The sequence below is a fragment of the Pseudonocardia thermophila genome, assembly GCF_900142365.1.
In the GTDB taxonomy this organism is placed as follows: domain Bacteria; phylum Actinomycetota; class Actinomycetes; order Mycobacteriales; family Pseudonocardiaceae; genus Pseudonocardia; species Pseudonocardia thermophila.
This window is the reverse complement of record NZ_FRAP01000001.1, coordinates 367,552-380,031: the sequence shown is the minus strand read 5'-3', so window position 1 is coordinate 380,031 and position 12,480 is coordinate 367,552. Positions and strand designations below refer to the sequence as shown.

The 12,480-nt window shown below is 73.1% G+C and carries 11 protein-coding genes; 9 read left to right on the top strand and 2 right to left on the bottom strand.

Translation table 11 applies throughout. The annotated features are described in order from the left end of the window. Window positions 1–44: 44 nt before the first annotated feature. A complete protein-coding gene (locus tag BUE41_RS01830) occupies window positions 45–728 on the bottom strand; it encodes a zf-HC2 domain-containing protein (protein WP_073455030.1) in 684 nt (227 codons plus the stop codon). Then, window positions 725–1,249: a sigma-70 family RNA polymerase sigma factor gene (locus BUE41_RS01825; protein WP_234996887.1), complete on the bottom strand. Its 525-nt coding sequence runs from the start codon at window positions 1,247–1,249 to the stop codon at window positions 725–727. Before BUE41_RS01825 ends, BUE41_RS01830 begins: the two co-directional genes overlap by 4 nt. Before the next feature lie 172 nt (window positions 1,250–1,421). Between BUE41_RS01825 and BUE41_RS01820 the strand changes: the two genes are divergently transcribed. From BUE41_RS01820 to BUE41_RS01780, 9 genes are all read left to right on the top strand, one after another. Beyond that, complete coding sequence (locus tag BUE41_RS01820; RefSeq protein WP_073455029.1) at window positions 1,422–1,844, top strand: Rieske (2Fe-2S) protein; 423 nt, start codon at window positions 1,422–1,424, stop codon at window positions 1,842–1,844. A 270-nt stretch (window positions 1,845–2,114) separates the two neighbouring features. Then, window positions 2,115–4,022 carry a methylmalonyl-CoA mutase family protein gene (locus tag BUE41_RS01815; RefSeq protein ID WP_084754178.1) on the top strand — a complete coding sequence of 636 codons (1,908 nt, stop codon included), beginning with the start codon at window positions 2,115–2,117 and terminating at the stop codon, window positions 4,020–4,022. Further along, entirely contained in the window at window positions 4,019–6,190 is a 2,172-nt protein-coding gene (gene scpA / locus BUE41_RS01810) for a methylmalonyl-CoA mutase (RefSeq protein WP_073455028.1), read from the top strand. The genes BUE41_RS01815 and scpA overlap by 4 nt, the downstream gene beginning before the upstream one ends. Continuing rightward, the gene (gene meaB / locus BUE41_RS01805) at window positions 6,174–7,172 is read left to right on the top strand and encodes a methylmalonyl Co-A mutase-associated GTPase MeaB (RefSeq protein ID WP_073455027.1); all 999 of its coding nucleotides are present in this window, start codon (window positions 6,174–6,176) and stop codon (window positions 7,170–7,172) included. The genes scpA and meaB overlap by 17 nt, the downstream gene beginning before the upstream one ends. Window positions 7,173–7,271: 99 nt before the next feature. Next, window positions 7,272–8,639, top strand: coding sequence for an MFS transporter (locus BUE41_RS01800; protein WP_073455026.1), 1,368 nt, complete (start codon window positions 7,272–7,274; stop codon window positions 8,637–8,639). Between the two features lie 2 nt (window positions 8,640–8,641). Beyond that, a complete protein-coding gene (locus tag BUE41_RS01795; RefSeq protein WP_073455025.1) occupies window positions 8,642–9,316 on the top strand; it encodes a response regulator transcription factor in 675 nt (224 codons plus the stop codon). Beyond that, complete coding sequence (locus BUE41_RS01790; protein ID WP_073455024.1) at window positions 9,317–10,687, top strand: sensor histidine kinase; 1,371 nt, start codon at window positions 9,317–9,319, stop codon at window positions 10,685–10,687. Continuing rightward, window positions 10,684–11,610, top strand: coding sequence for a TAXI family TRAP transporter solute-binding subunit (locus tag BUE41_RS01785; RefSeq protein ID WP_073455023.1), 927 nt, complete (start codon window positions 10,684–10,686; stop codon window positions 11,608–11,610). The genes BUE41_RS01790 and BUE41_RS01785 overlap by 4 nt, the downstream gene beginning before the upstream one ends. 56 nt (window positions 11,611–11,666) lie before the next feature. Next, the gene (locus BUE41_RS01780; RefSeq protein WP_143171914.1) at window positions 11,667–12,470 is read left to right on the top strand and encodes a metal-dependent hydrolase; all 804 of its coding nucleotides are present in this window, start codon (window positions 11,667–11,669) and stop codon (window positions 12,468–12,470) included. The last annotated feature ends 10 nt before the right edge of the window (window positions 12,471–12,480 follow it).

Sequence of the window (12,480 nt, the reverse complement as noted above, 5' to 3'; positions counted from 1 at the left end):
CTACGTCCTGTAGTAGTTCTACATGACGTAGAAGCCGGCGGGGGCTAGCGGGTGACGGCGGACACGTGCACGCGTCCGTCGGCGCCCTCCACGTTGACCGCCTCCATCTCGTCGATGCGCACGTCGGCGGCCCCGTCGATGGTGACGCCGCCGGCCTCGCCGCGCGGCCCGACCGTCCACGAGCCGGCGATCTCCCGACTGCCGTCCTTGCGCACGACGACGAGCTTGCAGTGTTCTCCGCGGGGCATGCCGGACACCGTGACGGCGAGCCGGATCCAGTCCGCAGCGGGGGAGACCTTCGCCGTCATCCGCACGTTGCCGGACGTCCCGTCGAACACCCGGGTGCCCGCGGCCTGGCTCGACTCGACGGCCGGTGGGCCGAGGGTGCGGCCGATCAGGATGCCGCCGCCGACGGCCGCCGCGATGCCGATCACCGCCGACGCCGCGACCGCGAGGATCCGTCGCCGCCTGCGCCGCGCGACCTCGCTGCGGACCTGGCGCAGGGTGCGGGCGAGCAGCAGGTCGCCGTCCTCGGGCGGCCCGTCGAGCAGGGCCTCCGGGGGCAGCTCACCGAGCATGTCGGCCATCTCGCGCAGCTCCTCGTACTCGCGCCGGCAGCGGGGGCAGCTCGGCAGGTGCCGAGCGACCGCGCCGGCCTGCTCCTCGTCGAGCAGGCCCAGGGTGTAGGCGCTCAGGTCGCCCGGATCGGGATGCGTCGGTGCCGTCACGCCTTCACCCCCTCACCGCTCCGCTCCGTCAGGTGGTCACGCAGGGCGCGCAGCGCGTAGTACGACCGCGACTTCACCGTGCCGGTCGGGATCCCCAGCGCCGCGGCGGCCTCGGCGAGGCTGCGGCCCCGGAAGTAGATCTCCTCCAGCACCCCGCGGTGGTCCTCGGAGAGCGAGTCCATGGCCTCCAGCACCGTCACCGACGCGACCACGTGCTCGGCGTGGTCGCGCTGCACCGGGGCGACCTCCACCCCGTCCTGGTCGGCCGGCACCTCCTGCGGGCGCGCGGCCTTCGCCCGGGCCCGGTCGGTGATGATGTTGCGGGCCACCGTGAACAGCCAGCCGCGGGTGGACCCCTTCCCGTTCGTGAGGACCTCGGGATGTCGCCACGCCCGCACGATGGTCTCCTGCACCACGTCCTCCGCCGCGGCCCGATCCCCGGTCAACCGCGTCGCGTACGCCAGCAGCGCCCGACCGTGCTCGGAGTAGATCGCGTGGACGAGCGCCTCGTCGGCGTGCACTCGACGAACCTCCGTCCGGCAGTCGATGGGTGTGCGGACCCTACGGCCTGTCACCGGGGTACACGGCCGCCGGCCGCCCCCGGTTCAACCTGATCTGAACCGGACGCGTAGGCAGAACGTGTACCGAACCGACAGACCGATCACGACCACCACGACCTCGGGAGCGAGATCCATGACGCCGGCCTCGATCAGCCGACCCTCCAGGCGGACCGTCCTCGTCGGTGCATCCGTCACCTGCACCGCAGGCGTGCTCTCCGCCTGCTCCAGCGGCTCCTCGGCGACCGCGTCGAGCGCGCCGGCGGCCCCCGGCACCCCGCTCGTCCCGGCGGCCGACGTCCCCGTCGGCGGCGGCACGATCCTCGCCGACCAGGGCGTCGTGGTCGTCCAGCCCACCGCCGGCACCTTCGTCGCCTACTCCGCCCGCTGCACCCACGCCGGGTGCGTGGTGGGCCACATCGAGGACGGCGCCATCGTCTGCCCGTGCCACCAGAGCAAGTTCGCCCTCGCCGACGGTGCCGTCCTGGAGGGGCCTGCGCCCCGACCGCTGGAGAAGCGGGAGGTGACGGTGCAGGGGGACTCGGTCACGCTGGCCTGAGATCGGCGCTTCGGCCGCCACCCCCCGGCCCTCAGGCAACGAACGGCACTCTCGTCCACTCCACGTGGACGAGAGTGCCGTTCGTTGCGCCCGGGGTGGGGTGAGGTGAGGCGGGGCGGGCCCGGCCGGGCCCTGTGAGGAGCCAGGCGCCGGGCGTGGCGCACCTCACGAGCGGGATCACTCTCACACCCGCATGGCCCGATGAAAGCAGTCACCCGTGCCTAAACTTCGCCCATCCGCGCCATCGCGGCCGCGGTGGGGAGGTCGTCGATGAACACCGGACAGGTCGACAAGGCGGTGCTGGAAGCCGCCGCGCCGGGAGAGCCCGTGGAGCTGGAGCTCGCCTCAGGGTTCCCCGCTGCCGACCGTGACGAGTGGTTGAAGCTCGTCGATCAAGTGCTCGTGAAGTCGGGGCGCATCAGCGCTGACGCGCCGCTGGGCACCGCGTTCGAGAAGTTGACCCGCACGACGCTGGACGGGATCGCGGTGCGTCCGCTGTACACGGCGGAGGACGTGGCTGAGCTGCCGCCCGCCGGTGCGCCGGGCGTGCGCCCGTTCGTGCGCGGCACCGGTGGGCCGCGCGCCTGGGACGTGCGGCAGCGGCACGTCGGAACCGATCCCGAGAAGGTGCGCGAGGCGGTGCTCGCCGATCTGGAGTGCGGGGTCAGCTCGATCTGGCTGGCGGTCCGCCACGGCGGTGTGGAGCCCGCGGCGCTGCCGGCCGCGCTGGACGGGGTGCTGCTCGACGCCGCCCCGGTCGTGCTCGACCCGGGCGACAGCCCGGCGCCCGACGCGATCGCCGCCGCCGAGGCGTTCTTGGACCTCGCCGCCCGCCGCGACGTCGCGTCCGCGGATCTGCTCGGCCACCTCGGGCTGGACCCGATCGGCCGGGCTGCCCGCACCGGCGAGCCCGCCGATCTGCGCGCCGCGGTCGACCTGGCCGCACGGGTGGCCGCGGAGTACCCGAAGCTGATCGCCCTGGCCGTCGACGGGCTGCCGGTGCACACCGCGGGCGGCTCGGACGCGCAGGAACTGGGCTACGTCCTGTCCGCCGGGGTGGCCTACCTGCGGGCGCTCACCGAGGCCGGGGTGGGGATCGACCGGGCCGCGCAGGTGCTGGAGCTGCGGCTGGCCGCGACCGTCGAGCAGTTCCCGACGATCGCGAAGCTGCGCGCCGCGCGCCGGCTGTGGGCCCGGGTGCTGGAGGCCAGCGGCGCCGCGGAGACGACGATCTCGCCGCTGCACGCGGTGTCCTCACCGATCGCGCTCACCCGCCGCGACCCGTACGTGAACCTGCTGCGCGGCACCATCGCGGCCTTCGCAGCCGGGGTCGGCGGAGCCGACGCGGTCACCGTCTACCCGTTCGACGCCGCGATCGGGCAGTCCACCCCGTTCTCCCGGCGCATCGCCCGCAACACGCAGACGCTGCTCGTGGAGGAGTCGCACGTCGCGCGGGTCGTCGACCCGGCGGGTGGCTCCTGGTACGTCGAGTCGCTCACCGACGCGCTGGCTGACGCCGCGTGGGCGGTCTTCCAGGAGCTGGAGGCCGCGGGCGGCGTCGCCGATGCGCTCGCGAAGGGCCTGGTGGCCGAGAAGGTCGCCGAGGTCCGGGAGCAGCGGGAGCGCGCGGTCGCCACCCGGAAGGCGCCGATCACCGGTGTGAGCGAGTTCCCCGACCTGTTCGAGAAGCCGGTCGAGCGGGAGCCGAACCCGGTGCTGCCGGAGCGCACGGCGCTGCCGGTCTACCGGCCGGCAGCGCCCTACGAGGCCTACCGCGACCGGTCCGACGCCGTCCTCGCCGAGACGGGCGCGCGGCCGAAGGCGTTCCTCGCGACGCTGGGCCCGATCGCGGCGCACACCGCGCGCGCCACGTTCGCCCGCAACCTGCTGCAGGCGGGCGGGATAGAGCCGGTCGACGCCGGTGCGACCGAGACCGCCGACGAGGTGGTGGCCGCGTTCCGCGAGGCGGGCACGCCCGTCGCGGTCCTGTGCGGCACCGACGAGCTGTACGCCGAGCGCGGGGCCGAGACCGCCGCCGCGCTGCGGGCGGCAGGAGCGACCACGATCCTCTTGGCCGGGAAGGCCGCGGTCGACGGGGTGGACGAGACGTTCGCCGTCGGCGGCGACGCGCTGGCCACGATCGCCACCGTCTGGAGCGCGCTGGAGGCTTCGCGATGACCATTCCCGACTTCACGAAGGTCCCGCTGCAGACCGACGCCCCGCTCCCGGACGGCCCCGAGATCGAGGCGGAGCCGTGGGAGTCGCCCGAGGGCATCGCGGTGAAGCCGCTCTACACCGCCGCTGACACCGAGGGCCTGGACTTCCTGGCCACCTACCCGGGCATCGCGCCGTACCTGCGCGGCCCGTACCCGGCGATGTACGTGACCCAGCCCTGGACGATCCGCCAGTACGCCGGGTTCTCCACCGCCGCCGAGTCCAACGCCTTCTACCGGCGCAACCTCGCCGCGGGGCAGAAGGGCCTGTCGATCGCGTTCGACCTGGCCACCCACCGCGGTTACGACTCCGACCACCCGCGCGTGGCCGGCGACGTCGGCATGGCCGGCGTGGCGATCGACTCGATCCTCGACATGCGCCAGCTGTTCGACGGCATCCCGCTGGACCGCATGTCGGTGTCGATGACCATGAACGGGGCCGTGCTGCCCGTGCTCGCCCTCTACATCGTGGCGGCCGAGGAGCAGGGTGTTCCACCGGCGAAGCTCACCGGGACCATCCAGAACGACATCCTCAAGGAGTTCATGGTCCGCAACACCTACATCTACCCGCCGCGGCCGTCGATGCAGATCATCTCGGACATCTTCGCGTACACCTCGCGCGAGATGCCGAAGTTCAACTCGATCTCCATCTCCGGCTACCACATCCAGGAGGCGGGCGCGACCGCCGACCTGGAGCTGGCCTACACCCTCGCCGACGGCGTGGAGTACCTGCGGGCGGGCATCGACGCCGGGCTGGACATCGACGCGTTCGCGCCGCGGCTGTCGTTCTTCTGGGCGATCGGCATGAACTTCTTCATGGAGGTCGCCAAGCTGCGGGCCGCGCGGCTGCTGTGGGCGAAGCTGGTCAAGGAGTTCGACCCGAAGAACCCGAAGTCGCTGTCGCTGCGCACGCACTCGCAGACCTCCGGCTGGTCGCTGACCGCGCAGGACGTCTACAACAACGTGGTCCGCACCTGCATCGAGGCGATGGCCGCCACCCAGGGCCACACGCAGAGCCTGCACACCAACGCCCTCGACGAGGCGCTGGCGCTGCCCACCGACTTCTCCGCCCGCATCGCGCGCAACACCCAGCTGCTGCTGCAGCAGGAGTCGGCCACCACCAACGTGATCGACCCGTGGGGCGGCTCGCACTACGTGGAGCGGCTCACCTACGACCTGGCCCGCCGCGCGTGGGCGCACATCCAGGAGGTCGAGGCCGCCGGCGGGATGGCCCAGGCGATCGACGCAGGCATCCCGAAGCTGCGCGTCGAGGAGGCCGCCGCCCGCACGCAGGCGCGGATCGACTCCGGACGTCAGCCGGTCATCGGCGTCAACAAGTACGTCGTCGAGGACGACGAGCCGGTCGAGGTCCTCAAGGTCGACAACGCCGGCGTGCGCGCCCAGCAGATCGAGAAGCTGCGCCGGCTGCGCGAGGAGCGCGACGACCGCGCCGTCGACGCCGCGCTCACCGCGCTGACGAACGCCGCAGCCGCGATCGACCGGGGCGAGAAGCGCGACTTCGACGCCAACCTGCTCAAGCTCTCCGTCGACGCCGCCCGCGCGAAGGCCACCGTCGGGGAGATCTCCTACGCGCTGGAGAAGGTGTTCTCGCGCCACTCCGGCCAGATCAGGATCATCTCCGGTGTGTACGGGAAGGAAGCCGGCAGCAGCCCGGCCATCGACCGCGCCCGCGAGCTGGTCGACGCGTTCGCCGAGGAGGAAGGCCGCCAGCCGCGCATCCTCGTCGCGAAGATGGGCCAGGACGGTCACGACCGCGGCCAGAAGGTGATCGCCACCGCGTTCGCCGACCTCGGCTTCGACGTCGACGTGGGACCGCTGTTCCAGACCCCGGCCGAGGTGGCGCGGCAGGCCGTGGAGGCCGACGTGCACATCGTCGGCGTCAACTCGCTCGCCGCCGGCCACCTCACGCTGGTGCCGGAGCTGCGTGACGAGCTGGCGAAGCTGGAGCGCTCCGACATCATGATCGTCGTCGGCGGCGTGATCCCGCCCGACGACTACCCGGCCCTGTACGAGGCCGGGGCCACCGCGGTGTTCGGGCCGGGCACGGTGATCGCCGAGGCGGCTGTGGACCTGCTGGAGAAGCTGATCGCGAGTCATGCCGCGGACGCCTGACGTCCCGGCGCTCGCCAAGGGTGTCCTCGACGGGTCCCGCGCCGTCCTGGCGCGGGCCATCACCCTGGTGGAGTCGACCCGGGCCGACCACCGCGCGGCCGCGCAGCAGCTGCTCCTGGAGCTGATGCCGCACGCAGGTGGGGCGATCCGGGTGGGCATCTCCGGCGTGCCCGGCGTGGGCAAGTCGACGTTCATCGAGGCGCTCGGCACCCGGCTCACCGCGGCCGGGCACCGGGTCGCCGTGCTGGCGGTCGACCCGTCCTCGACGCGCACGCGCGGCTCGATCCTCGGCGACAAGACCCGCATGGGGAAGCTGTCGGTCGACGAGAACGCATTCGTGCGGCCCTCGCCCAGCGCCGGCACGCTCGGCGGGGTCGCCCGGGCGACCCGCGAGACGATCGTGCTGATGGAGGCCGCGGGCTACGACGTGGTGCTCGTCGAGACCGTGGGCGTCGGCCAGTCCGAGGTGGCCGTCGCCGGTATGGTCGACACGTTCCTGCTGCTCACGATCGCCCGCACCGGCGACTCCCTGCAGGGGATCAAGAAGGGAATCCTCGAGCTCGCCGACGTCCTGGCGGTCAACAAGGCCGACGGTGATCACGAGAAGGACGCCCATGCCGCCGCCCGCGAGCTGCGCGGTGCGCTGCGGCTGCTGACGCCCAGCTCGGCGCACTGGCAGCCGCCCGTGCTGGCGTGCAGCGCTCGCACCGGCGCGGGCCTCGACGACGTGTGGGCCGCTGTGCAGCGGCACCGCGCCACGCTCGAGGAGCACGGTGAGCTCGCGCAGAAGCGGGCCGACCAGCAGGTCGAGTGGATGTGGGCGATGGTGCGCGACCAGTTGATGGATCGGCTGCGCACCGATCCGCGAGTGCGGGCGGCGATCCCCGAGCTGGAGTCCGGCGTGCGTGCCGGGCAGCAGACCCCGACCCTGGCCGCGCAGGAGATCCTCGGCCTGCTCGGTATGGCCGATCCGGCGTCCTAAGCGCGTGTAAAGAAAGCCGGGGACCGGCGTCCTGCCGATCTACGGTGCGGCCCAGGCCCAACAGCCGGGCTTCACCGTCGAAGCGAGAGGACGCCCCTGTTGTCCGAGACCACCACCGCGCAGATCCGGCCGGAATCGACACGGCGCGCGGTCCTGAACACCCTCAAGGGTTCGTCGGGAAACCTCGTCGAGTGGTACGACGTCTACATCTACACGGTCTTCGTCAGCTACTTCGAGAAGCAGTTCTTCGCGCCTGAGGAGACCAACTCCACGATCTACGCCTACGCCATCTTCGCGATCACCTTCCTGATGCGCCCGGTGGGCTCGTGGTTCTTCGGCCGGTTCGCGGACCGGCACGGCCGCCGTGCCGCGCTCACCCTGAGCATCTCGCTGATGGCGGGCTGCTCGTTCGTCATCGCGATCACCCCGACGCACGCCTCGATCGGCGTGTGGGCCGCGATCGTGCTCATCGCCTGCCGGCTGGTGCAGGGATTCGCCACCGGCGGCGAGTACGGCACCTCGGCCACCTACATGTCGGAGGCGGCCACCCGCACCCGCCGCGGGTTCTTCTCCTCGTTCCAGTACGTGACGCTCGTCGGCGGGCACGTGCTGGCGCAGTTCACGCTGCTGCTGATGTTCGGGTTCTTCACCGAGGACCAGATCCGCGACTCCGGCTGGCGCATCCCGTTCGTCATCGGCGGCCTCGGCGCTCTGGTGGTGCTGTGGATGCGGCGCACGATGGACGAGTCGCTCACCGACGAGCAGCTGCGGGTCGCGCGCACCACCAAGCGGGCCGGCTCGCTGCGGACGCTGGTCATCGAGCACTGGAAGCCACTGCTGCTGTGCTTCCTGATCACGATGGGCGGCACGATCGCCTTCTACACCTACAGCGTGAACGCGCCGGCGATCGTGAAGACCACCTACTCCGACGCTGCGCTCACCGCGACCTGGATCAACCTGATCGGACTGATCTTCCTGATGCTGCTGCAGCCGCTCGGCGGGGCGCTCTCCGACCGGGTGGGCCGCAAGCCGTTGCTGGTCGGCTTCGGCGTCGGCGGACTGTTCTACACCTACGTCCTGATCACGTTCCTGCCGCAGACGACCAACCCCATCGCGTCGTTCCTGCTGGTCGCGATCGGCTACGTGATCCTGACCGGCTACACCTCGATCAACGCGCTGGTGAAGGCGGAGCTGTTCCCCTTCCACGTCCGCGCGCTCGGCGTCGGCCTCGGCTACGCGCTGGCCAACTCCGCGTTCGGGGGCACCTCGCCGCTCATCTACCAGGTGTTCAAGGCGCAGGACCAGGTGCCGCTGTTCATCGGGTACGTCACGGCCTGCATCGCGATCTCCCTCCTGGTGTACATCTTCGGGTTGACGAACAAGGCGGAGACCCCGCTCGACGCGGAGCAGGGCAGCGCCTTCTCCCGGGACGGGAACACCGCCCGGGTTCGAGGCGGAAGGACGTGAGCGTGGCCGATCCGGTCCGGATCCTCGTCGTCGAGGACGACGACGGGGTCGCGCAGGCGATCCGCGCCGCCCTGGCCACGCACGGCTACCGCACCACGTCGGTCGGCCGCGCGGTCGACGTCTGGCAGCACGTGCACGACGCCGACCTGGTGCTGCTCGACCTCGGGCTGCCCGACGGCGACGGGCTGGAGGTGCTGCGCCGCATCCGCCGCATCGACGGCCCTGGGGTGCTCGTGCTGACCGCGCGCGGCACCGAGCGCGACGTCATCCGCGGCCTGCGCCTCGGCGCCGATGACTACCTGGTCAAACCTGTGCGGCTCGGCGAGCTGCTGGCCAGGGTCGAGGCGGTGCGGCGCAGGCTGCCGGCGGCGACGGCCACGACGGAGGAGCCCGTCCGCATCGGCCCGCTCACGGTCGACCCGGCCGCGCGGACGGCCACCCTGCACGGCGAGGAACTCGACCTCACCGCCAAGGAGTTCGACATCCTCGCCGTGCTCGCGCGCCGGCCGGGCGCCGCGGTGAGCCGCCAGCAGGTCATGGACGCCGTGTGGGGCGACGCCTACCTCGCGGTTTCCCGGTCGCTGGACGTCCACATGGCCCACCTGCGGACCAAGCTCGACACGCCGGGGCTGCTCACCACGATCCGCGGTTTCGGGTACCGGCTGGGTGAGCCGTAGGTGCGGGTCCGGCTCCTCGTCGTGCTGACGGTGCTCGCGCTGGCCGGCGTCGCGGGCTTCGCGATCCCGTTGCTGGTCACGAGCGCGCAGGAGCGCACGCAGCGGTTCGTGCTCTCCCGCACCGCCGACCTGGACCGGATCGCCGCCCTCGCCGTCCAGGCCACGCTCACCGGCGACACCGGGACGCTGCGCGAGGAGATCGTCGCCCACCACGGTGTCTACGACGAGGCCGTGCTCGTCACCGATGCCCGTGGGAACCCGGTCGTCGTCGAGGGGCTGGACCCCGGCGATCCCGGGGTGCGGGCCGCGGTCGAGGCGGCGCTGCGCAACCAGCCGACCGCGCTGCCGGACGTGCTGTGGCCCGGGCACTCCGAGCCGCTGCTGCTCGCCCGACCGGTCGGTACCGGGACCGGCATCGTCGGGGCGGTCGTGATCCGGGCGCTGCCGGGCGCCGCGGTCTGCGACATCGTCGTCGCCTGGACGCGGCTGGCCGTCGGTGCGCTGGCGGTGGCGGCGGTCGCCGTCGGGCTGGCGTTCCTGTTGGCTCGTTGGATCCTGCGGCCGCTGGCCCGGCTCGACGCCGGCATCCGCTCGCTCGCCGCTGGAGCGGCCGACACCACCGTGCCGGCCGTGAGTGGACCACCGGAGCTGCGCACGCTGACCGCGGAGTTCAACCGCATGGCTGAGACGATCACCGCCAGCGCCGAGCAGCAGCGCCGGCTCGTCGCCGACGCTTCGCACCAGATGCGCAACCCCCTGGCCGCATTGCGACTGCGGCTCGACGTGCTGGCCCGCCACGTCGCCCCGGAGGGGGAGGAGCCGTACGCGGCCACCGCGGCCGAGCTGGAGCGGCTCGAGGAGCTGCTCGCCGGCATCCTCGAACTGGCCGCCGCGGAGAGCCGCTCCACGGATCGTTCGGCCGCCGGCGCCGAGCCGGTGGAACGGGTCGATCTCGCTCACGTCGCGGCCGACCAGGTCGCGGTGTGGCAGCCCGTCGCCGACGAGGCCGGCGTGACGCTGCGGCTGTGCCCGGGTGGCCCGGCACCCGCCGCGTGCCCGGCGTCGGAGGTCGCGCAGCTGCTCGACGTACTGCTCGACAACGCGATCCGGCACACCGGCCCCGGAACGGCTGTGCAGGTGCGCTGCTCGCCCGGCGTGCTCGAGGTGGCCGACGACGGGCCCGGCCTCGCCCCCGACGAGCTGGCGAGGGCTACCGAGCGGTTCTGGCGCGCGCCCCGCTCAGCGGGGACCCGCGGGTCCGGGCTCGGCCTGTCGATCGCCGCCCAGCTGGTCTCCGGGCACGGCGGGGACCTGGAACTCTCGGCCACCCCCGGCGGTGGGCTGACCGTGCGGATCGAGCTGCCGGCATGAGCAGTCCGATCTCGCGCAGGCGGTTCCTGTGCGCGGCGGGCGCCGCGGCGCTCGCGGCCGGCTGCAGCAGCGCGGAGGCTCCGCTCGCCATCGCCGCGGGCGAGCAGGGCGGGGCCTACCTGGAGTTCGCCGGACTGCTCGCGCACCAGCTGACCGCCCGCGGCACCCCGGCGGCGCCGGTGCGCACCGCCGGCAGCGTCGAGAACGTCGCCCTCGTGCACGCCGGCCGGGCCACCGCCGGCCTCACCCTGGCCGATGTGGCCGACGGGGCGCGGCGCGGTTCCCTGGCCGTGTTCGGCGGCCCCGTGCCGCTGGTGGCGATCGGGCGGGTCTACGAGAACTACATGCAGCTGATCGTCCGGGCCGAGGACGACATCCACGGCCCGCAGGACCTGGCCGGCCGGCCCATCTCGCCGGGCGCGCCCGGCTCCGGGGCGGCGGTGTTCGGCGAGCGCCTGCTCGCGGGCGTCGGCGCGGTCGCGACCCAGCTGCCGCTGCGGGCGGCCGTCGAAGCGCTGGAGCAGCGGCGGATCGACGCGCTGCTCTGGTCGGGCGGCATCCCCACTCCGGCGCTGGCCGAGCTGGCTCGGCGGCGCCCGATCCGGCTGCTCCCGCTCGACGGCGAGCTCGACCGGCTCCGCGCCGCGTACGGTCCGGTGTACCGGGCGCTCGGTGTGCCGGCCGGGGCGTACGGTGCCGCGGCGGTCACCACGGTCGGGGTCGCCAACCTGCTCGTCTGCACTCCCGACGCGCCCGACGACGTCGTCGACACGATCGCGACCACCCTGGTCACCGCGGCCGCCGAGCTCGTGCCCGGGCCGGCGCTGGGCACCCACTACCTCGACCTGCGCGCCCTCATCGGCACCGGCGACGTGCCGCTGCACCCCGGCGCCCGGGCCGCGTACCGGCGGCTGCACGGTTGATCACCATCCGGCGTGGCTCCGCCGACACGCCGAGGGCGGAACGTAGCGTCGGATCCGTGCTCGGGGTCAGCCATGCGATGTCGGGAGCGGCGGTCGGACTGGCGGTGGCGGGATTCGCCCCGCGCCTGGTCGGCATCACGCCCACCGCCGGTACCGTGGTGACGTTCGCGGCCGTCTGCGCCGGCGCGGCCCTGCTGCCCGATCTCGACCACCCCTCGTCGGTCGCGTCGCGCCGCTTCTCGGTCGCGTCCTGGGCGGCGTCGCACCTGATCCGGCCGTTCTCCGCGCTCGTCTACGACCTGACGAGGGGCCGCCGCGACACCGGCCGCGGCACCCACCGCGGGCTCACCCACACCCTGCTCGGCGCGGTCGGGCTGGGACTGGCCATCAACCTCGCCTCGGTGCGCTGGGGCACCCCGGTGCTGGTCGGCACCCTGTTCGTGTGCCTGGCGCTGGCGATCAAGGGCCTCGACCAGCTGGTACCCGGCCCGCCGTCGCTCGTGATCGCGGCCGGGCTCACCCTCGCCGTCGAGGAGTACGTGCCCGGCGGCACCGCCGGTACCGCGGGCTGGCTCGGCACCGCCGTCGCGATCGGGATGGCCGTGCACTCCGTCGGCGACGCGATCACCGAGTCCGGGGCGCCGCTGCTGTGGCCGCTGCGGATCAAGGGCCGCAGCTGGTACCCGGTGGGCAGCCCGCGGCCGCTGCGGATGCGCACCGGCGGCGCCGTCGAGGCGCGGCTGGTGGTGCCCGCGCTGACGGTCGCCGTGCTCGTCCTGACCGTGGTCGCGGTCCCCGGCGTCGACACGCTGCTGGCGAACCTGCACACCCGGGTGGCGGAGCTGATCGCCGCAGGCTGAGGGTGTTGGA

Excerpts from the sequence above, each read along its gene's own strand:
- BUE41_RS01785 (WP_073455023.1), top strand. The coding sequence starts at position 10,684 with ATGAGCAGTCCGATCTCGCGCAGGCGGTTCCTGTGCGCGGCGGGCGCC.
- scpA (WP_073455028.1), top strand. The coding sequence starts at position 4,019 with ATGACCATTCCCGACTTCACGAAGGTCCCGCTGCAGACCGACGCCCCG.
- BUE41_RS01820 (WP_073455029.1), top strand. The coding sequence starts at position 1,422 with ATGACGCCGGCCTCGATCAGCCGACCCTCCAGGCGGACCGTCCTCGTC.
- meaB (WP_073455027.1), top strand. The coding sequence starts at position 6,174 with ATGCCGCGGACGCCTGACGTCCCGGCGCTCGCCAAGGGTGTCCTCGAC.
- BUE41_RS01815 (WP_084754178.1), top strand. The coding sequence starts at position 2,115 with ATGAACACCGGACAGGTCGACAAGGCGGTGCTGGAAGCCGCCGCGCCG.